19 protein-coding genes are annotated in these 20,040 nt (G+C 72.0%); 10 read left to right on the top strand and 9 right to left on the bottom strand.

Annotated elements, in window-relative coordinates; translation table 11 throughout:
- Positions 1–136: 136 nt before the first annotated feature.
- Positions 137–841, top strand: coding sequence for a hemolysin III family protein (locus ACH4VX_RS02885; protein ID WP_398365479.1), 705 nt, complete (start codon positions 137–139; stop codon positions 839–841).
- Between the two features lie 175 nt (positions 842–1,016).
- Positions 1,017–1,748, top strand: coding sequence for a Mut7-C RNAse domain-containing protein (locus ACH4VX_RS02880; RefSeq protein ID WP_398365477.1), 732 nt, complete (start codon positions 1,017–1,019; stop codon positions 1,746–1,748).
- Between the two features lie 142 nt (positions 1,749–1,890).
- On the opposite strand, the gene ACH4VX_RS02875 is transcribed toward ACH4VX_RS02880, so the two are convergent.
- Positions 1,891–3,975 (bottom strand): thioredoxin domain-containing protein, encoded by a 2,085-nt coding sequence (locus ACH4VX_RS02875; protein WP_398365475.1) that lies wholly within the window; start codon positions 3,973–3,975, stop codon positions 1,891–1,893.
- A gap of 218 nt (positions 3,976–4,193) precedes the next feature.
- Here ACH4VX_RS02875 and ACH4VX_RS02870 point away from each other — a divergent pair, with 218 nt between their 5' ends.
- A complete protein-coding gene (locus ACH4VX_RS02870; protein WP_398365474.1) occupies positions 4,194–7,394 on the top strand; it encodes a tetratricopeptide repeat protein in 3,201 nt (1,066 codons plus the stop codon).
- A 261-nt stretch (positions 7,395–7,655) separates the two neighbouring features.
- Here ACH4VX_RS02870 and ACH4VX_RS02865 read toward each other — a convergent pair whose 3' ends face one another.
- Together ACH4VX_RS02865 and mca are read right to left on the bottom strand one after the other, a co-directional pair.
- Positions 7,656–7,898 carry a hypothetical protein gene (locus ACH4VX_RS02865; protein ID WP_398365472.1) on the bottom strand — a complete coding sequence of 81 codons (243 nt, stop codon included), beginning with the start codon at positions 7,896–7,898 and terminating at the stop codon, positions 7,656–7,658.
- Positions 7,891–8,772, bottom strand: a complete 882-nt coding sequence (mca, locus tag ACH4VX_RS02860) for a mycothiol conjugate amidase Mca (RefSeq protein ID WP_398365470.1) — start codon at positions 8,770–8,772, stop codon at positions 7,891–7,893. The genes ACH4VX_RS02865 and mca overlap by 8 nt, the downstream gene beginning before the upstream one ends.
- Positions 8,773–8,921: 149 nt before the next feature.
- Between mca and ACH4VX_RS02855 the strand changes: the two genes are divergently transcribed.
- A complete protein-coding gene (locus tag ACH4VX_RS02855; RefSeq protein ID WP_398365468.1) occupies positions 8,922–9,320 on the top strand; it encodes a DUF4307 domain-containing protein in 399 nt (132 codons plus the stop codon).
- A 168-nt stretch (positions 9,321–9,488) separates the two neighbouring features.
- The gene (greA, locus tag ACH4VX_RS02850; protein WP_398365466.1) at positions 9,489–9,986 is read left to right on the top strand and encodes a transcription elongation factor GreA; all 498 of its coding nucleotides are present in this window, start codon (positions 9,489–9,491) and stop codon (positions 9,984–9,986) included.
- Between the two features lie 58 nt (positions 9,987–10,044).
- Here the strand turns inward: greA and ACH4VX_RS02845 are convergent, their stop codons facing one another.
- The 3 genes from ACH4VX_RS02845 to ilvA all read right to left on the bottom strand — a co-directional run bounded on the left by ACH4VX_RS02845 (position 10,045) and on the right by ilvA (position 13,296).
- Entirely contained in the window at positions 10,045–10,890 is an 846-nt protein-coding gene (locus ACH4VX_RS02845; RefSeq protein ID WP_398365464.1) for an ABC transporter permease, read from the bottom strand.
- Positions 10,887–11,882 carry an ATP-binding cassette domain-containing protein gene (locus ACH4VX_RS02840; protein ID WP_398365462.1) on the bottom strand — a complete coding sequence of 332 codons (996 nt, stop codon included), beginning with the start codon at positions 11,880–11,882 and terminating at the stop codon, positions 10,887–10,889. The genes ACH4VX_RS02845 and ACH4VX_RS02840 overlap by 4 nt, the downstream gene beginning before the upstream one ends.
- 184 nt (positions 11,883–12,066) lie before the next feature.
- Positions 12,067–13,296 (bottom strand): threonine ammonia-lyase, encoded by a 1,230-nt coding sequence (gene ilvA / locus ACH4VX_RS02835; protein ID WP_398365460.1) that lies wholly within the window; start codon positions 13,294–13,296, stop codon positions 12,067–12,069.
- A 168-nt stretch (positions 13,297–13,464) separates the two neighbouring features.
- On the opposite strand from ilvA, the gene ACH4VX_RS02830 reads away from it, so the two are divergent.
- The 3 genes from ACH4VX_RS02830 (at position 13,465) to ACH4VX_RS02820 (ending at position 14,879) form a co-directional block, all read left to right on the top strand.
- Positions 13,465–13,971, top strand: coding sequence for a MarR family winged helix-turn-helix transcriptional regulator (locus tag ACH4VX_RS02830; RefSeq protein ID WP_398365458.1), 507 nt, complete (start codon positions 13,465–13,467; stop codon positions 13,969–13,971).
- Positions 13,972–14,130: 159 nt separating this feature from the next.
- Positions 14,131–14,634: a sigma factor-like helix-turn-helix DNA-binding protein gene (locus ACH4VX_RS02825; RefSeq protein ID WP_398365456.1), complete on the top strand. Its 504-nt coding sequence runs from the start codon at positions 14,131–14,133 to the stop codon at positions 14,632–14,634.
- Positions 14,631–14,879, top strand: coding sequence for a hypothetical protein (locus ACH4VX_RS02820; RefSeq protein WP_398365454.1), 249 nt, complete (start codon positions 14,631–14,633; stop codon positions 14,877–14,879). The genes ACH4VX_RS02825 and ACH4VX_RS02820 overlap by 4 nt, the downstream gene beginning before the upstream one ends.
- A 7-nt stretch (positions 14,880–14,886) precedes the next feature.
- On the opposite strand, the gene ACH4VX_RS02815 is transcribed toward ACH4VX_RS02820, so the two are convergent.
- Positions 14,887–16,044, bottom strand: a complete 1,158-nt coding sequence (locus ACH4VX_RS02815; protein ID WP_398365452.1) for a cystathionine gamma-synthase — start codon at positions 16,042–16,044, stop codon at positions 14,887–14,889.
- Positions 16,045–16,187: 143 nt separating this feature from the next.
- On the opposite strand from ACH4VX_RS02815, the gene ACH4VX_RS02810 reads away from it, so the two are divergent.
- Positions 16,188–17,306 (top strand): hypothetical protein, encoded by a 1,119-nt coding sequence (locus ACH4VX_RS02810; protein ID WP_398365450.1) that lies wholly within the window; start codon positions 16,188–16,190, stop codon positions 17,304–17,306.
- A 63-nt stretch (positions 17,307–17,369) separates the two neighbouring features.
- Here the strand turns inward: ACH4VX_RS02810 and ACH4VX_RS02805 are convergent, their stop codons facing one another.
- Entirely contained in the window at positions 17,370–18,410 is a 1,041-nt protein-coding gene (locus ACH4VX_RS02805; protein WP_398365448.1) for an NAD(P)-dependent alcohol dehydrogenase, read from the bottom strand.
- A 173-nt stretch (positions 18,411–18,583) separates the two neighbouring features.
- Here ACH4VX_RS02805 and ACH4VX_RS02800 point away from each other — a divergent pair, with 173 nt between their 5' ends.
- Positions 18,584–19,501, top strand: coding sequence for a helix-turn-helix domain-containing protein (locus ACH4VX_RS02800; RefSeq protein ID WP_398365446.1), 918 nt, complete (start codon positions 18,584–18,586; stop codon positions 19,499–19,501).
- A gap of 12 nt (positions 19,502–19,513) precedes the next feature.
- On the opposite strand, the gene ACH4VX_RS02795 is transcribed toward ACH4VX_RS02800, so the two are convergent.
- Complete coding sequence (locus tag ACH4VX_RS02795; protein ID WP_398365444.1) at positions 19,514–20,026, bottom strand: hypothetical protein; 513 nt, start codon at positions 20,024–20,026, stop codon at positions 19,514–19,516.
- Positions 20,027–20,040 lie beyond the last annotated feature (14 nt).

Genomic DNA, 20,040 nt, shown 5'->3' with positions numbered 1-20,040 from the left:
TTCACATGGAGGTTTCTTTGCGTGACGACGCGGCGGGGTGCCGTGAGATGGGATGCCGTGGGATGATGGCCACTTCGCGCGGGCCGATCCGACACCCCGATGCATAACTTACGGTTCAGTAGGTACGATGTCGGACATGACTGCGCTCGTCCCCGACGCGCCCGAGGACCCGGCGGCCGACGGCCGAGGTCCGGTCGCGACCTCCCTGCCGCACCCGGTCAAGCCCAAGCTCCGCGGCTGGCTGCATCTCGGCATGTTCCCCGCCGCCCTGGTCGCCGGGCTGGTGCTGACCGCCTTCGCCGACTCGGCCCGGGGGCGCCTGGCCTGCGGGGTCTTCGCCCTGACGGCCTGCCTGCTGTTCGGCGTGAGCGCGCTGTACCACCGGGGCGACTGGAGCCCCCGCATGGACGGGGTGCTGCGCCGCCTCGACCACGCCAACATCTTCCTGATCATCGCGGGCACCTACACGCCGCTGACCATCCTGCTGCTGCCGGAGTCCAAGGGGCGGTGGCTGCTGTGGGGCATCTGGGGAGCGGCGGTGGCCGGGATCGCCTTCCGGGTCTTCTGGGTCGGCGCGCCGCGCTGGCTCTACACGCCCTGCTACATCGCGATGGGCTGGGCGGCCGTCTTCTTCCTGCCGGACTTCATGCGCTCGGGCGGCGTCGCCGTACTCGTCCTGGTGATCGTGGGCGGTCTGCTCTACAGCGCGGGCGGGGTGATCTACGGCATCAAGAAGCCCAACCCGTCACCGCGCTGGTTCGGCTTCCACGAGGTCTTCCACTCCCTCACCCTGGCCGCCTTCATCGCCCACTACATCGGCATCTCCCTGGTGGCCTACTAGGAGATGTCGTTTGGATCTTGCCGGGGTCGCGGGGCCCGGCACGCACCTCTGCGGCGCCGTCGCCTGAAGCCGGCCTGATCCAAACGACACCCCCCAGTACGCGTAGGAGCCGGCACCGACCTGCCCGCCGCGAAATCCCGGGGCGGCGGACACCCGACATGACATCCTTGACCGGGTGAACGGTCCCGAGATCCACGTCGAACTCGCCCCCGAGCTGCTGCTCTTCGTCCCCCGGGCGCGGCCCACCGGTGCCACGAAGGCCGCCACCGACGGTGTCTCCAGCCTCGGCCATGTCGTCGAGTCCCTCGGAGTCCCGCTGACCGAGGTCGGCGCGCTGCTCGTGGACGGCCGCGAGGTGGCGGCCGGCCACGTGCCGGCCGCGGGCGAGTCGGTGACGGTACGCGCCGTCGAACACCCCCAGCGGGTTCCGGGCGCTCCCCTGCGCTTCCTGCTCGACGTGCACCTCGGCACGCTCGCGCGCCGGCTGCGGCTGCTGGGCGTGGACACCGCGTACGAGTCGACGGACATCGGCGATCCGGCGCTGGCCACGCGGTCGGCGGCGGAGCAGCGGGTGATGCTCAGCCGGGACCGGGGGCTGCTGCGACGGCGGGAGCTGTGGGCCGGCGCGTTCGTGTACAGCACGCGGCCCGAGGAACAGCTCACGTACGTACTCGACCGGTTCCGGCCCGAGCTGCGGCCGTGGACCCGGTGCACCGCCTGCAACGGGCTGCTGCGGCGGGCCACCAAGGACGAGGTCGCCGACCAGTTGAAGGGCGGGACGCACCGTACGTACGACGTGTTCGCGCAGTGCGGTGAGTGCGGGCGCGCGTACTGGAAGGGCGCGCATCACGAGCAACTGGTCGCGATCGTGGAGCAAGCGGTCGCGTCCCACTCGGAGCGCCGTTGAGGGGACGCCCCTCGGGACCGCACGGCGATACGGCCCCGCGCCCCGGTGAGGGCGCTCGGCTCACCGTCGGATCACTCCCGCCGCGGGCCGTGCCGTCGCGGTTCTCGTCCGGGTGCGGCAGGCGGTCGGCACGGCCGCCGGTTCAGCCGCCCAGCGCCGCTCGCAGCCGGTCGGGATCGGTCGTCGGCGCGTCGCAGGTGAAGTTGCGGCAGACGTAGGCGGCCGGTTCCCCCCGGACCAGCGGCCGGTCGGCGAGCAGCGGGAACTCGTCGCTCTCCGGGGTCCCGACGGCGACCACCACGCCGGGCGCGGCACCCAGGAGCGCCGTGCGGTGCAGGGTGTTCGTGGCCGGGTCGTCGAGCGCCGGACCCACCACCGCGACCTCCCGCGGCCCGTCCAGCACGGCCTCGGCGACCGCGAGCCCCCACCCGATGAACCGCGGGACCCGCGGGCCGAGCGCCTTCACCACGCCCAGCGCCCGTTCGGCGACCGTGCGGTGCGATGCGGAACCGGTGTGCGCGGCATAGCCGAGCAGGGCGCCCGCGGCGGCGGTCCAGCCGGACGGGACGGCGTTGTCGGTCGGGTCCTGAGGACGCCGGATCAGGCGCTCCGCGTCGGACGCCGTGTCGTACAGGGCGCCCGACCCGGGGTCCGTGAAGCGGGCCAGGACATGGTCGAGCAGCAGTCCGGCGAACTCCAGCCAGACGCCCTCGCCGGTCACCGACGCCAGTGCCAGGAAGCCCTCGGCGACATCGGCGTAGTCCTCCAGCACCCCCGCGTTGGCCCCGACGTGGCCGTCCTTGCTGGTACGGGCGATACGGGCCTGGTCGTCCAGGTGCAGCCGGACCAGCAGGTCACCGGCGGCGACGGCGGCCTCCGTCAGGTCCGGCCGGTCGAAGTAGGCGCCGGTCTCGGCGAGCGCGGCGATCGCCAGCCCGTTCCAGGCGGCGACCACCTTGTCGTCCCGGCCGGGCGCGGGACGGGCGGAGCGTGCCGCGAGCAGCCGCTCCCTGATGCCGTCGATCCGTCCGGCGTCGAACACCTCGTCCCGCTGCGGGAGCTGCAGCACCGAGGCGCCCTCCTCGAAGGTGCCCTCCTCGGTCACCCCGAAGTACCGCACGGCGAGTTCCGCGTCGTCGTCCCCGAGGACCTCGCGCAGCTGCGCCGGCGTCCACACGTAGTGGGCGCCCTCGACGTGCCTGCCCGTGCCGCCCTCCCGTCGCCCGCCACCCTTCTGATGACGCCCTTCGGGCGACACCACCTCCTCGCTGTCGGCGTCCAGCGCGGAGGCGAAACCGCCCTCGGACGTGCGCAGTTCGCGGACCATGAAATCGGCGGTCTCCAGCGCGACCCGGCGGGCGAGCTCGGAGCCGGTGGCCCGCCACAGGTGGGCGTAGACCCGGCACAGCAGCGCGTTGTCGTAGAGCATCTTCTCGAAGTGCGGCACCACCCAGTCCCGGTCGACGGAGTACCGGGCGAAGCCGCCGCCGAGCTGGTCGTAGATCCCGCCGCGCGCCATGCGCTCGCAGGTGTCCCGCGCCATCTGCAGCGCGCCCTCGGCTCCGGTGCGGGCGTGGTGGCGCAGCAGGAACTCGATCACCATGGACGGCGGGAACTTCGGCGCCCCGCCGAACCCGCCGCGCTGCGGGTCGTACTCCCTGGTCAGCCCGAGCAGCGCCTGCGCGAGCTCCTGCTCGCCGGGCACCTGGTCGTCGCCGTAGGACATCTCCCGGCCGGCCAGGTCCCGGGCGATCTTCCCCGCCACCTCGTCGACCTCGCCGCGCCGCTCTTCCCACGCCTGGTGGACGCCCTGGAGCACCTGCCGGAACGACGGCATGCCGTGCCGGGGGGCGGGCGGGAAGTACGTACCGAAGTAGAACGGCTCGGCGTCCGGGGTGAGGAACACGGTCATGGGCCAGCCGCCCTGCCCGGTCGCCGCCTGCACCGCCTCCATGTAGACGGCGTCGACGTCCGGGCGCTCCTCGCGGTCCACCTTGACGCTGACGAAGTGCGCGTTCATGTCGTCGGCGGTGGCCCGGTCCTCGAAGGACTCGTGCGCCATCACGTGGCACCAGTGGCAGCTCGAATAGCCGACGCTCAGCAGAACGGGCACATCCCGCTCACGCGCCTCCGCGAAGGCCCCGTCCGACCACGGCCACCAGTCGACGGGATTGTCGGCGTGCTGGATCAGGTACGGGGACGTTTCATTGGCCAGTCGGTTCGGCATACCTCCATCCTGCCCGACCCACCGGAAATCGTCGCAGGACAGCCCGGCGGACGCTCGCACCGCCACCGTTCCTCCGGCCACCGGTCCGACTCCCGCACGAACGGGCGACTCGCCCGGACGTCACCGGGCTTCATCCACTGATCGTCGCCCTCTCGCGCTGACGCTCCGTCCGAAGGACACTCGTGGGCATGGGAGTTGCCGCCGGAGGGGGACATGTCATGCGGGACAGTCAACGGGCGGACGCCGAACGGCTGTTGGCGCGGGCCGTGGAGGAGGAGGTGCGCAGGTCGGGCGGGCGCACCGACGGCAGGGTGCTGCTCGCGCGGGCGCGCGGGGCGCTGGACGCGATGGCGCAGACGTCGGCCGAGGAGTACGAGGCGTACACGCGCGCCCTGGACGAGTCGGAGGCCGGGCAGCTCACCTTCCGGCAGCGTTACGCCCGCGAGGGCGCCGGGACTCCGCTGCTGGTGGCCGGGGTGGCGGGGGTCGCGGCCGTGGTCGCCGACATGGCGCTCGGGACGGGCACCGGGACGGCGCTGGGCGCGGGCGTGGCCGTCGGGGTCGTCGGCGCGGCGGCGACGGTGGTGAAGGTGGCCGGTGCGCATGTGCCCGCCGCGCACCACCGGGCCGGTGCGGTGAGCCAGCCGGGCGGACCGGAACAGCTGCGGCTGCAGTGGCTGACGGCGCTGGAGGTACGGGGGATCCGGCCGTTCCTGGACCAGCAGCGGGTGCTGGCCGCGTCCACCGGGCCGAAGCAGGCGGGACCCCGGCTGCGCGGTACGGACAAGAGCGCGGCGGCCCGCGGGCGGAGCGTGCTGGAGCAGTCGTTCGGGCACCTCCCGGAGCCGCTCGGATCGTTCGCGGGGCGACGGCAGGAGATGGCGCGGATCCGGCAGTGGGTGCAGGCGGCCCGCGCGACCACGGAGACCCAGCCGACGGTGGTCGTGCTGCACGGGGCGTCCGGCAGCGGCCGTACGACGCTCGCGGTGCGCGCCGCGCACGACCTGAAGGACCACTTCCGCGGCGCCTGCGTCGTCGATCTGCGCGGCGACAGCCCCGGCGAGCCCCCGCTGTCCACCCGGGACGCGCTGCTGCATCTGCTGAACCGGCTCGGGGCGCCCCGCGAGCAGCTGCTGTTCCGTGAGCGCTCCTCCCCCGACCAGCAGGTCAAGCGGCTGAGCGAGCTGTACCACCAGCACCTGACCGGGATGCCGGTCACGATCGTGCTGGACGACGCCTCCGACCCGCAGCAGGTCCGCACGCTGATCCCGGAACGGTCCGACAGCCTCGTCCTGGTCACCTCCCGCGCACCGCTCGGGCTGCCGGACGATCTGCCGGCCCGGGTGCACCAGCTGTCGGTGGAACCGCTGGACCCGGCCGGCGCGGAGGAACTCCTCGCCGCCGCCGCGCAGGACGCCTCCGGGCCCTACGACGCCGATTCCGCCGAGCGGGTGCGGGAGCTGTGCGGGGGTCTGCCGCTGGCGCTGCGGGTCGCCGGGGCGGCTCTCGGCCCCCGCTCACCCCTCGCGCTCGCCACCGACCTGGACGCCTACGGGCCCGTCGAGCCGGTCGAGCGCGCCCTGTGGCTGCGTTACACCGACCAGCCGGAGACCCTGCGGCGGCTGCTGCGGCGGCTCGCCCTGGCCGGCCGGGCCTCCCTGGGCGCCGCAGCCGCGGCCGCGCTCCTGGCCACCGACGAGGCGGAGGCCACCCGGCATCTGGTCGCGCTGCACCGCGCCGGCCTGATCGACCGGGTACGGCACAGCCGCTACCGGCTGCACGACCTCGTCCGCGCCTTCGCCCTGGCCCGCCTCCTCGACGAGGAGGACCCCGCCGAGCGCACGGCGGCGCAGGAACGGCTGGTCGTGAACTACGCCGAGCTGGCCGACTCGGTGCTGCGGCTGGTCGACGGCAACATGTCGACCCGCTCGGACCGCTTCAGCCCGTACGGCTTCACCTCGCTGGACGAGGCGCTGCGCTGGCTCGACGACGAGTCGAGCTTCATCACGGCGGCACTGCGGCACGCGGAGGGCGTGGACCGGGGGGCGGTGCTGAATCTGCTCGGCGCGCTGTGCGACTACTGCCTGCTGCGCGGCGACCTGTACCGCCTCGGGGAGATCAACGAGCTGGCGCAGGCCGTGGACGAGGGGCTGCTGGTGCGCTCCGTGCAGTGGCGCACGGGCATCGCGGCACGGCAGCTGGGCGAGCTGGACAAGGCGCGGACGACACTGACGTCGGTGGTGGACCTGTACCGGGAGGCGCAGCACGACGCGGGTGCCGCGCGGGCGCTGACCTCGCTCGGCATCACGCTGCACCACCAGGGCAATCTGACGGAGGCGTCGGCGAAGCTGCGGGAGTCGCTGGACCTGCAGGCCGCGCCCGAGCTGGCCACGGACCGCGCCTGGACGATGCACGCGCTGGCGGCCGTCGAACGGGACCGGGCCAGGCTGTCCGAGGCGCTGGACCTGCTGACCGAGTCGCTGGTGCTGCACCGCGCGGGCGAGTCCGTGCACGGGCAGGCCTGGGCGCACTTCCAGCTGGGCCAGCTGAACCTGCGCAGGGGCGACGTCCCGCGCGCCGGGACCGAGCTGCGTACCGCCCTGGAGCTGTACGGCCGCACCCGCGACGCCCGCGGTGAGGCGTGGGCGCTGACCGAGCTGGCGCGGGCCCGGCTGGTCGACGGGGACGCCTCGCCGGCGGTGGAGGACCTGCGCCGGGCCGCCGCCCGGCACCGGGACAACGAGGACGCGCGGGGCGAGGCCTGGACGCTGTACTACCTGGGCCAGGCGCTGGAGGAGACCGGGGACCTGGACCGGGCGGTGCGTGAGCTGGAACGCGCCCGCACGATGTTCTCCCGGATGCGGGACGTGTACGGCCTGGCCTGTGCCCGGCACCACTCGGCACGGGTGACCCGCGACCAGCAGGCCGCCCGGACGGGGTCGCTGCGGAACTCCGGGTTCGCCCGGCAGCTGCTGGTGGACGCGCGCGCCGACTTCCAGCGGATCGGGGTGGCGCACGGCGAGGCGTGGACCTGCCTGGAGCTGGCGGTCGTCGACGCGGGCAACGCGCGCACGCAGCAGGCGCTGGCGCTGTGCGACGAGGCGGTGTCCCTGTTCGCGTCGTACGGCGACCGGCGCGGCGAGGACTGGGCGCGCTTCCTGCGCTGCACGCTGCTGCCGTACGCGGCGCCGGGCGGTACGGAGGTCGGTACGGCGGTGGCCCAGGAGGAGCTGTCCCAGCTGGGCCGGGCCGGTCACGACTCCCGGGACGGGAAACTCGCCGACTGCGTGGAGGCGTACCAGCTCCTCCTCGAGCGAGGCGTCAGCCTGGAGGCAGGCTGGCAGGCCTGGCACCTGGGCATGGTCCCGAGCCGCCACGCCCGCGAGGTGATGGGAGTGGCGGTGGACGAGAAGGCATAGGGGCCCGGCGGTCGTGGGCAGTCGTTCCGCAGGGCGATGGGGGCACCCCCCGTGCCCTTCGGGCAATGGGGGGAGGGTGGACACGGCCACCCACGGCCGGCACCCGGCGCCGATGCGGGCCGAGGGCGTCCGCGCAGCCCGGCGCTCACGGGGTGCCTCCCCCGGAGGGGGTGCCCCCGGCCCACCCGCGCCGCCCCGGAGGTACCTCCCCGGCCTCCGAGGGACTGGGGGGAGACACGACTGCCCGCGGTCGGCGCGGGTTCAGCCCCGCTTCTCGGCGGCCGTCGCCCCGGCCTTCTCCGCCCCCGGGTCCTCGGACTCGGCGAAGTCGACACGCCCCATGTGCCGGTTCATGGACTTCATCAGGGCCCAGACCGCCAGGGCCATCACCGCGAAGACGACGAAACCGAGAACACCAGGGGTGACCTTGTCCTCGTCGAGTTCCTTGGCGAGGGGGACCAGGTGGGTCAATGCCAGGCTTGCGCTTGCGCTCATGTCAGGCATTGTCCCGGATGCCCGCGAAGAGGTCGTCCTCGGGGAGGGAGGTATCGACGAGAGACTTCGCGAGCTCGTACTCCTCCGTCGGCCAGACCTCCCGCTGGAGGTCCATCGGCACCCGGAACCAGCCCCCGTCGGGATCGATCTGCGTCGCGTGCGCGATCAGCGCCTTGTCACGGATCTCGAAGAAGTCGGCGCACGGCACGTGCGTGGTGAGCGTGCGCTCCTTGCGCTCGAACTCGCTCCAGCGCTTCAGCCAGTCCCCGTACGGCGACTCCAGGCCGCGGTCCAGCATCGCCTGGTGCAGCGCCTCGGTGCGGGGACGGTTGAACCCCTGGTTGTAGTACACCTTCAGCGGCTGGTACGCCGGGCCGTACTCGCCCTCCGGGTACTTCGCGGTGTCCGTCGCACCCTCGAACGCCACCATCGTGATCTTGTGGGTCATGATGTGGTCGGGGTGCGGGTAGCCGCCGTTCTCGTCGTACGTGGTGATCACCTGGGGGCGGAACGCGCGGATCCTGCGGACCAGCTCACCGGCCGCCTTGTCGACGTCCTCCAGGGCGAAGCAGCCCTCCGGCAGCGGCGGCAGCGGGTCGCCCTCGGGCAGCCCGGAGTCGACGAACCCGAGCCATTCCTGCTTCACCCCCAGGATCTCCCGGGCCTCGTCCATCTCCTTCTTGCGTACCTCGTGGATGTGCTCCTCGATGTACGCGTCGTCCTGCAGTTTCGGGTTGAGGATGGAGCCGCGCTCCCCGCCCGTGCAGGTCACCACCAGCACGTCCACCCCCTCGGACACGTACTTCGCCATGGTGGCCGCGCCCTTGCTCGACTCGTCGTCGGGGTGGGCGTGCACGGCCATCAGTCGCAGCTGGTCAGTCAAGACTCAATCCTCAAGTCGGTAGGCGCCCTCAGTGCGGCGGCGCAGTCACAGGCTTCTATAGTGACCGAATCGGGGGACGAATAATTCCGGGGTTTTCCACTCCGGGGCCTGTCAGGGGACACCGGTCCCCTCCTGCCGAGGAGACGATCATGAGTACGTCGAGCACGCGGCTGCCCGAGGGCCGTTACGGCCGCTCCTCGGACCAGCGTGCCGACCGCACCCTCAAGGTCGTCGGCGCCGTGCTGTCGGTGCTGCTGCTCGGGCTGATCGGCTGGTTCGGCTACCACTACGTGGCCCAGAACGAGATCAGCGCCGAGGTGATCGGTTTCGACACCTCCGAGGACTTCGTGAAGGTGCACCTGGAGGTGCACAAGGACGCGGGTACCGCCGGCTACTGCACGGTCCGCTCCCAGGCCGAGGACGGCGCCGAGGTGGGCCGCGCCGACTTCCGCTTCGACGAGGACGCCACGCGCATCGACGAGGTCGTCACGCTCCGCACCACCTCCCGGGGCACCTCGGCCGAGCTCGTCGGCTGCCACACGGACTGACACCGCAGGGAATACCTGGCCACTGACCTGCGCCGACACGAGTCTGGTGGCTTATGTCCTCCCCCTACGGGCACTCAATTGTTAGGCTCGTGGTTTCGCCCATCCCTGGAAGAACATTCTTCTGAGTAGGGCGATGCTTTGTATTCCCAGTACCTACGAGGAGCACCTGTGACCCAGACCAGCGAGAACGTCACCTGGCTGACCCAGGAGGCGTACAACAAGCTCAAGGACGAGCTTGCGTACCTTACTGGTCCCGCGCGCACGGAGATCGCCGGCAAGATCGCCGCCGCGCGCGAGGAGGGCGACCTGCGGGAGAACGGCGGGTACCACGCGGCCAAGGAGGAACAGGGCAAGCAGGAGCTCCGTGTGCGCCAGCTCACCCAGCTCCTCGAGAACGCCAAGGTCGGCGAGGCCCCGGCGGCCGACGGTGTGGTGGCGCCCGGCATGGTCGTGACCATCGCCTTCGACGGCGACGAGGACGACACGCTGTCCTTCCTGCTCGCCTCCCGCGAGTACGCGAGCACCGACATCGAGACCTACTCGCCGCAGTCCCCACTGGGCTCGGGCGTCATCGGCCACAAGGTCGGCGAGGACGCGGAGTACGAGCTGCCGAACGGCAAGAAGGCCTCGGTGAAGATCCTGGAGGCGAAGCCGTACAACGGCTGACCCGCCCCCGTGAGTCCCCGGCGGGCCCCCGGCACCCCCTGCGGTGCCGGGGGCTTCGTCATGCCGCCGCCGAGCGGTACTTGCGCACGGCGAGCGTCCGGAAGAGCGCGATGATCAGGACCGAGTAGATCAGCGACGCCCACACCGGGTGCTGCATGGGCCAGGCGTCCGAGGTGGAGACCCCGGGGTTGCCGAAGAGCTCGCGGCAGGCCTGCACGGTGGCGCTGAACGGGTTCCAGTCGGCGATGTGGCGCAGCCAGGGCGTCATGTTGCTGGAGTCCACGAACGCGTTCGACACGAAGGTGACCGGGAAGAGCCAGACCAGTCCGCCGGAGGTGGCCGCCTCCGGGGTGCGGACGGACAGGCCGATGAGCGCGCCGATCCAGGTGAACGCGTACCCGGCCAGGAGGAGCAGGGCGAACGCGCCGAGCACCTCGCCGACGCTGGTGTGGGTGCGCCAGCCGACCAGGAGGGCGACGACGGCGAGCACGAGCAGGGTGAGCGCCGTCTGCACCATGTCGGCGAGGGTGCGGCCGGTGAGCACCGCGCCACGCGCCATGGGCAGGGAGCGGAAGCGGTCGATGAGCCCCTTGTGCATGTCCTCGGCGATGCCCGCCCCGGCTCCGGCGGTGGCGAAGGTGACGGTCTGCGCGAAGATGCCGGCCATCAGGAACTCACGGTAGACCTGCGGGCTCGTACTGCCGCCGATGTCCATGGACCCGCCGAACACGTACGAGAACAGCACCACGAACATGATGGGCTGGATGAGCCCGAAGATCACCACTTCGGGGATCCGGGCCATGCGGATCAGATTGCGTTTGGCGACGACCAGGGAGTCCCGGATCGACCGGCCGATGGGGTTGCCGGGGGCCGTGACCCGGACGGTGTCGGTGACGGCGCTCATTTCGCGGCCTCCTTGGTGTCCTTCTCCTCGGCCTCGGCCTCGGCGACATGGCCGGTGAGGGAGAGGAAGACGTCGTCGAGGGTGGGGCGGCGCAGACCGATGTCGTCGATCTCGATGCCGTTGGTGTCGAGGTCGCGGATGATCTCGGCGAGGAGCTTCGCGCCGCCGGAGACCGGTGTGGTGATCTTGCGCATGTGGTCCTCGACCGTGGTGTCGCCCTGGCCGGCGCCGCGCAGGCTGTACTTGTCGAGGAGGGCGGAGGCCGACTGGATGTGCTCGCGTTCGTGCACCACGACCTCGACGCGTTCGCCGCCGGTGCGGGCCTTGAGCTGGTCGGAGGTGCCCTGGGCGATGACCCGGCCGTGGTCGACGACCGCGATGTCGTGGGCCAGGTGGTCGGCCTCCTCCAGGTACTGGGTGGTGAGCAGCAGCGTCGTACCACCGGAGACGAGCTGTTTGATCACCTCCCACAGCTGTTGGCGGTTGCGCGGGTCGAGGCCGGTCGTCGGCTCGTCCATGAACATCACGGGCGGCGAGACGACCAGGGCGGCGGCGAGGTCGAGGCGGCGGCGCATGCCTCCGGAGTAGGTCTTGGCGGTGCGGTCCGCGGCGTCCGCGAGGTTGAACTGCTCCAGCAGTTCGTCCGCGCGGACCTTCGCCGCCTTCGCCTTCATCTGGTAGAGCTGTCCGACCATCTGCAGGTTCTCGCGGCCGGTCAGATACTCGTCGACGGCGGCGAACTGACCGGACAGGCCGATGGAGCGGCGTACGGCGTCGGGCTGTTTCAGCACGTCGAGGCCGGCGACGACCGCCTTGCCGCTGTCGGGCCGCAACAGGGTGGTCAGGCAGCGGACGGTGGTGGTCTTGCCCGCGCCGTTCGGCCCGAGCAGGCCCAGGACGGTGCCCTCGGGGACCTCGAGGTCGACGCCGTCCAGTGCCTTTACGTTCCCGAAGGTCTTGACCAGACCTTCGGCATAGATGGCGCCCGGCATATGAGTCTCCACGTCGTCGTGATTCTTCGGAAAGCCTAGGTTCGCGCGCTTCGGTGTGCTGAGGTTTTTCATCGGGCGCGGGCGGCGGGACGCACGGTGGGGCACCCGACACCGAGACACACCATAACGCGATGTATCGCGTCTCACAATGGGATTGCCCGAAGGAGTGACGCCTCGTCGGGCGTCAGTCCATGACCGTGTAACCCGCCTCGCGCAGGGCCTGGTTGACCTCCGCGCAGTGCTCCGGGCCCTTGGTCTCCAGGTGCAGCTCGACCTCCGCCTCCGTGAGCCCGAGCCGTGGGTCGGTCCGCACGTGGCTCACATCGAGGACGTTAGCGTCGGCCACTGACAACGCCTTGAGAAGCGAGGCCAGGGCGCCCGGCCGGTCCGTCAGGCGCAGCCGTACGGCCAGGTAGCGGCCCTGTGCGGCCATACCGTGCCGCAGCACCCGCTCCATCAGCACCGGGTCCACGTTGCCGCCGGACAGCACCGCCACGACCGGCCCCTCGAAGGCACCGGGCCGGCTCAGCAGCGCCGCGACCGGGCTCGCCCCGGCCGGCTCGACGACCAGCTTGGCCCGCTCCAGGCAGAGCAGCAGCGCGGCCGACAGCTCGTCCTCGGTGACCGTGCACACCTCGTCCACCAGCTCGCCGACGATCCCGAACGGCACATCACCGGGTCGCCCCACCTTGATCCCGTCGGCCATCGTCGCCGGGTTGCGCACCGACACCGGACGCCCGGCCGCCAGCGAGGGCGGATAGGCCGCCGCGCCCGCCGCCTGCACGCCGACGATCCGCACATCGGGCCGCAGCGCCTTCACCGCGACCGCGATCCCGGCGGCCAGCCCGCCCCCGCCGACCCCGACGACGATCGTGCGCACCTCGGGGCACTGCTCCAGGATCTCCAGGCCGACCGTGCCCTGGCCGGCGATGACGTCCGGGTGGTCGAAGGGGTGGATGAACACCGCCCCCGTCCCGTGCGCGTACTCCATCGCCGCGGCCAGCGTCTCGTCGACCACCTGGCCCTGCAGGCGCACCTCGGCGCCGTACTCCCGGGTCGCGCTGATCTTCGGCAGCGGGGCGCCCTTCGGCATGAAGACCGTGGACCGCACCCCGAGCAGCGACGACGCCAGCGCGACGCCCTGCGCGTGGTTGCCGGCGCTCGCCGCCACGACACCGGCGGCCCGCTCCTCGGGCAGCAGCCCGGCGATCCGGACGTACGCGCCGCGCAGCTTGAACGACCCCGTCCGCTGCAGGTTCTCGCACTTCAGGTGCACCGGCGTGCCCACCCGCCGGGACAGGTGCCTGCTGCCCTCCAGCGCGGTCGTCCGTGCCACGCCCGAGAGCATCTTCTGGGCGCCGCGCACATCGTCCAGGGTGACGGTCCGCAGGGAGTCGGCCGTGCTGTAGCTCATGACTCCAGCATCGCAGTCCACCGGCGGCGGTGACCTGTGTGACCAACCCGCGGACTCGGCTTTGCGCAGCGCCGGTACGGGCCGTCTTCCGGCCGCGTACCCTGTCCCCCAATTAGCAGCCCTCCACGAAGTGAGCCCCCGGCCATGCCCACAACACCTGATATGTCGATGGACATGAGGACGGACCTGACGGCCGTCGGTGACACCGGTCTTCTCGACACGCTGCAGCATGAGGTGGCGTTGTTCGCCCGCCGTGCCGAACAGACGCGTCTGGGCGGGGTCGGCCAGGTGCGCAACTCGATGGACCGCGCCGCGTACCTGCTGCTCAACCGCCTCGACAAGGAGGGTCCCATGGGCGTCAAGGCGCTCGCCGCGAGCATGGGCATCGACTCCTCGACGGTCACCCGGCAGGTCGCCCCGCTCGTGGACACCGGCCTGGTCAAACGGACCTCGCACCCCGAGGACGGACGCGCGGTCGTGCTCCAGCTGTCCCCGCGCGGGCAGTCGCGCCTGGAGGAAGTGCGCTCCTCCCGGCGCCGGTTGATGGACGAGCTGACGCAGGACTGGGCGCCGGAGGAGCGCGAGGCGTTCTGCTCGCTCCTGACGCGCTTCAACGGCGCGTTGTCCGCGCGGATGTCCGCGCAGGGTGTCCCGGAGGACGGACCGGCCTCCTGACCTCCCGTCCCTGAGGACAGCGCCCCCGGTACGGGAGAACCCGGCCGCCGTCACGCGTGCGCGGCTCTTGACCGCAGGGCACACCCTGTCCTCATATGAGACCGGGGTCCCCGTCGCACGCGGCGAGGGACCGGCTCTCAAGGGCGACGGGAGGCGCGGTTGCGACCACGGCACACGTCCCGGGACGCCCTCCGCGCCCGCGAGTTCGAGGCATACGTCGCGGGCGCCGGCACACGGCTGCTGCACACCGCGACCCTGTTCACCGCCGAGCCCCCGGACGACAACCCGCACGCGCGGCGCCTGCTGACCCTGGCGCTGGCCCACACGTACGCGAGCTGGGACCGGCTGCACGGTGGGGACCCCTACGCCCACACCCGCCAGTACCTGGCGGTCCGCTTCGCGAACGGCGCCTGGCACCGGCGCGGCGGACCGCTCCGCTCCCGCGCCCGCACGGAAGGCCCGCTGGCCCCGCTCTCCCCGCAGGAACGCCTGGTCCTGGTACTGCGGCTGCACGAGGGGATCGCCGAGGAACAGACCGCGGCCCTGCTCGGCCTGCCCGCGGAGCGCGTGCGGACCGTCTTCCATCGTGCGATGGCCGCCGTACTGCGCCCGCCTCCGAGGCCGGCCCCCTCGGTGGGCCGCGTCAAGGCGGTGCCGTCATGACCCGGATGAGGCGTGAGGCGACCGTACGGCGGATGCTGGAGCGGTCGCCGCCGCACGTGCCGCCCGAACTCCACGCGGACGCGGCGCGCCGCGGGGCCCGCATCCTGCGCCGCAGGACGCTCGCCCGCCGCGCGATGTGGCTGCTGTTGCTGGCGGTGACCGTGGCGTTCGTGGTGTGGGCGCTGACGGTCCGCCCCTGGGTGGAGCCGCCGTCGGAGACGACTCCACCCCTGACGGGCTGGTGACCGGGGTCTACCGTCCGAGCGCCTGCTGGAGGTCTTCGAGCAGGTCGTCGACGTTCTCGATGCCGACGGAGAGGCGCACCAGGTCGGCGGGGACCTCGAGCGCGGAACCGGCCGCGGACGCGTGCGTCATCCGCCCGGGGTGCTCGATCAACGACTCGACGCCGCCCAGGGACTCGCCGAGCGTGAAGACCTCGGCCCGGTCGCAGACCTCGACGGCCGCCTCCTCGCCGCCCTCCACGCGGAAGGAGATCATGCCGCCGAAGGCCCGCATCTGTTTGGCGGCGACCTCGTGGCCGGGGTGGTCGGGCAGCCCCGGGTACAGGACGCTCGTCACGCGCGCGTGGCGGGTGAGCATGTCGGCGACCTTCGTGGCGTTCTCGCTGTGCCGGTCCATGCGGACCGAGAGGGTCTTGGTGCCGCGCAGCACCAGCCAGGAGTCGAAGGGGCCGGCGACCGCGCCCATCGCGTTCTGGTGGAAGGCGAGCTCCTCGCCCAGTTCCGCGTCGCCGGTGATCAGGGCGCCGCCGACGACGTCGGAGTGGCCGCCCATGTACTTGGTCAGGGAGTGCACGACGACGTCCGCGCCGAGCGCGAGCGGCTGCTGGAGGTACGGCGTGGCGAAGGTGTTGTCGACGACGAGCCGGGCGCCCGCGTCCCGGGCGACCTGGGCGACGGCGGCGATGTCGGTGATGCCGAGCAGCGGGTTGGAGGGGGTCTCCACCCATACGGCCTTGGTCTTCGGGGTGATCGCGGCCCGGACGGCGGCGGGATCGCTGGTGTCGGCGACCGACCACTCCACGCCCCAGCGGGCGACGACCTTGGCGAAGAGGCGGAACGTGCCGCCGTAGGCGTCGTTGGGGATCACCACGTGGTCGCCGGGGCTGAGCAGCGTACGCAGCAGGCAGTCCTCGGCCGCCAGTCCGGACGCGAACGCGAGGCCGCGGCGACCGCCCTCCAGGGCGGCGAGGTTCTCCTCCAGCGCGGTCCTGGTCGGATTGGCGCTGCGGCTGTACTCGTAACCGCCGCGCAGTCCGCCGACACCGTCCTGCTTGTAGGTGGACACCTGGTAGATCGGCGGGACGACCGCGCCCGTCAGGGGGTCGGCGGTGTTGCCCGCGTGGATCGCGAGTGTCTCGAAGTGCTGACTGATGTGCCTGTCGCTCATGGGCACCGAGGGTAGTGCGCGCACGGTGCGGATGACGGACGCGGAGCGGGCGGCGTGGGCGGAGCGGGCGGGTGCCGGGAGTTTTCCACAAGGTCCGGTGCCGGGTTGGCCAATTGTCGGCGTGGTCTGGTTCGCTTGGTGACATGGAGATTCTCTGGGTCCTGATCGCGCTCGTCATGCTCGGCTTCGTGGTGTTGCCGTATCTGCGGCGCAGGCGCGGGACGATCATGCAGGTCCCCGTCGGCCACCCGGATGCGGCGGACCCGGCGAACTACCGCTTCGCCCGCGAGGAGGAGCTGGACATCCGCATGCCGGGACCCGACCAGGACCTGCTGGACGTCCTGGACCTGGTGCAGCGCACGCAGGACTACCGCGCGGCGCAGCAGTTGCTGGCCGGCACGGACGCGGAGGGCGAGTCGCGCTGGCAGCGCGTCCAGGCGTTCGCCGGCGCGGCCTCGCTGGAACTGCAGCAGCGGCCGGGCGGGGTGAGCGAGGCGCCGGGCGGGCAGTGGCTGCGGGTGTGGCGGACCGAGATGCCCAAGGACGCGGGGGGAGCCGCGGTGCACGCCGAGTTCCTGGTGCAGCAGGCGTGGCGGACGGCGGCGCCCGGGACGGACGAGTTCCGGATCATCATGGAGGAGGCGAAGGCGGCGTGCGGCGAGGCCGCGCTGCTGGCTCCCGGTGATCCGGTCCCGTACATCGTGGAACTGTCGGTGGCCCGTGGACTCGGTTACTCGCAGCAGGACTTCGAGCAGGTCTGGCTGAAGATCCTGGACCGCGCCCCGGCCCACATGGGGGCGCATCTGGCCGCGCTGCACTACTGGTGCGAGAAGTGGCACGGCTCGCGGCAGCAGGCGTACGCGTTCGCGGAGGCCGCGGCGGCGCGGGCGCCCCAGGGCTCCCTCCTCGCCGCCATGCCGCTCTTCGCGGTGTTCGAGCACCTGCCCGAGGTGAACCTGGTCGCCGGTTTCTACCGGAGCGAGACCGTCACCAAGGCGATGCACGGCGCGCTGCACGCGGTGCACTCGGCCCGTCCCGACGACCCGATGTCGGCGCACGTGCGGCATCTGCTGGTCTTCTTCCTGGTCCGCGGCGAGCGCTGGGCGGAGGCCATGAGCCAGCTCATACACATCGACGGTCACGTGGGCGCCCTCCCCTGGACCCTCTCCCCCGACCCGGCCGCCGAGTTCGCCGTCTACCGCGCCCTGGCGGTGGCCGGCTACGAGGCGAACGGCGGCAGCCCGGCGACGCTCCCCCACTGAAGCCCGGACGGCGCCGCCTCCACGGGCCGTCCGGCCCACCGCGGGACGGCGCCGTCCCCGCCGTCAGATCGTCGCCGTGTCGATCACGAAGCGGTAGCGGACGTCACTGTTCAGGACGCGCTCGTACGCCTCGTCGATCTCGGCCGCACCGATCAGTTCGATCTCCGCGCCGATGCCGTGCGCGGCGCAGAAGTCCAGCATCTCCTGGGTCTCCCGGATGCCGCCGATGCTCGACCCCGCGAGGGTCTTGCGCCCGCCGATCACCGAGAAGAGGTTGAGGGAGACGGGCTCCTCCGGGGCGCCCACGTTCACCAGCGCACCGTCCGTCTTCAGCAGCGACAGGTACGCGTCGAGGTCGAGCGGGGCGGAGACCGTGGAGACGATCAGGTCGAAGGTGCCCCTCAGGTCCGCGAAGGTGGCCGGGTCGGCGGTGGCGTAGTAGTGGTCCGCGCCCAGCTTCAGCCCGTCGTCCTTCTTGCGCAGGGACTGCGACAGCACCGTCACCTCGGCGCCGAGCGCGTGCGCGATCTTCACGGCCAGGTGGCCGAGGCCGCCGAGTCCGACGATCGCGACCTTCTTGCCGGGACCGGCGTTCCAGTGCCGCAGCGGGGAGTACGTGGTGATGCCGGCGCACAGCAGGGGCGCGGCCTCGTCCAGCGAGATCCCCTCGGGAATGCCGAGGACGAAGTTCTCGTCGACGACGACCTTCTCCGAGTAGCCGCCGTAGGTCGGCTCGCCGTCCCGGCCGATGCCGTTGTAGGTCATCGTGGCGCCGTTCAGGCAGTACTGCTCCAGGCCGGCCCTGCAGTTGTCGCACTCGCGGCAGGAGTCGACCATGCAGCCGACACCCACCCGGTCACCCACCTCGTACCGGGTGACGCCGGGGCCGACCTCGGACACCACACCGGCGATCTCGTGGCCGGGGACCATCGGGAAGATCGCCTCGCCCCAGCCCTCACGGGCCTGGTGGATGTCGGAGTGGCAGATGCCGGCGAACTTGATGTCGATCAGGACGTCGTGCTCGCCGACCGCGCGCCGCTCGATGGTCGTCCGCTCCAGCGGAGCCTTGGCGGCGGGTACGGCGTATGCGGCGACAGTGGTCATACCGGGGGTCTCCTCGTGAGGTCGTGCGCCCGGCTGTCTCCTGTCCGGCCGGGCACGGCCTCCAGCCTGCGGCCGCGTCCCGGACTTACCCAGACCACGGTTCTGCCTACGTTGGCTGTGCGTACCACTGACGGGGACAGGATGCTGTGCGTACGACCGGGAATACTGGAGGCATGGACGAGCAGCACACCCACCCGGCCGGCCCCGCGAGCGGCGGCCTCGACCCGCGGGCGGAACTGAGCGAGTTCCTGCGTACCCGGCGGGCCCGGCTGAAGCCGGAGGACGTGGGTCTGCCGGACTTCGGACGGCACCGCCGGGTGCCGGGCCTGCGCCGCGAGGAGCTGGCGCAGCTCGCCGGGGTGTCCGTGGCGTACTACACGCGCCTGGAGCAGGGCAACGGGCGGAACGTGTCGGCGGAGGTGCTGGACTCGATCGCGCGCGCCCTGCGCCTCACCGACGCCGAGCGGTCCCACCTCACGCATCTGGCGAAGCCGAAGCGGCAGAAGCGGAAGCCGGCGGCCCGGACCCAGCAGGCCCGCCCCGCGCTGCGGCATCTGCTGGAGTCGATGGACGCGGTCCCGGCCTACGTCGTGGGCCGGCGCTCGGAGATCCTCGCCTGGAACCGGATGGCGGCGGCGGTCTTCGGGGACTGGGGGCGGCTCCCGGCGCAGGAGCGGAACTGGGCGCGGCTGGTGTTCCTGGACCCGGACCACCGGGAGCTGTTCGTGGAGTGGGAGCAGAAGGCGTACGACATGGTCGCCTACCTCCGCATGGACGCGGGCCGCCACCCGGACGACCCGCAGCTGTCCTCGCTGGTGGGCGAGTTGTCCGTCAAGAGCGAGGAGTTCCGCAGGCTGTGGGCGGCGCACGACGTCAAGGAGAAGAGCCACGGCGTCAAGCACGTCCGGCATCCGCTGGTCGGTGAGCTGGCGCTGCTGTGGGAGTCGTTCCGTCCGGCCGGCGACGACACCGGGCAGTCGCTGGTCACGTACTTCGCCGAGCCGGGTTCGCCGTCGGCGGAGGCCCTGAAGCTGCTGTGCAGCTGGGGCGCGGACGCGAGGCGGGCCGGGGCGGACGCCACGGCTCCCTGAGGCGGACGGCCCTCAGCCCTCGACGCCCAGGTCCTCCCGCATCAGCCTCCGCATCGCCGACAGCCGGGGTTCGGCCTCCTTGAGTTGGCGCAGGGCGTGTTCCGGGCTCTCGCCGTCGCGGGCCCGCTGCCGGTCGAGCCGCTTGACCACGGCGTCGATCCGGGCGAGCACCTCGTTGACGGCGCGCGAGGCGTCCAGGATCCGCTCGGGAACGATCATCTGGGCCTCCGCGTACCGGTCGCGGTAGTCGAGCCGTGCCTCCTCCAGCTGATCGCGGTCGTGCTCGCCGTAGACGCCGTCACGGAGGCGGTGCAGGGCGTCCTTGAGGAGCGTGTGGAACTGGCGTGAGGCGCGGTTCATCGCCGTGTACGCGCCGCGCCGCTCCTCGTACCGCCGGCGTTCCTCGGCATCGAGGGCCTCCTCCGCCCTCTGCCGTGCGGTGAGGCGCTGACCGATCACCGGGGCGAACAGGGTGCCGAGGACACCGACGACAGCGGTGATCATGGCAGTCACGGCGGCGGTCATGACAAAACTCTATC

The organism is Streptomyces sp. NPDC020731, assembly GCF_044334705.1.
Lineage (GTDB): Bacteria > Actinomycetota > Actinomycetes > Streptomycetales > Streptomycetaceae > Streptomyces.
Note: the sequence above shows the minus strand (reverse complement) of the source record. Positions and strands in the feature narration are given on the sequence as shown.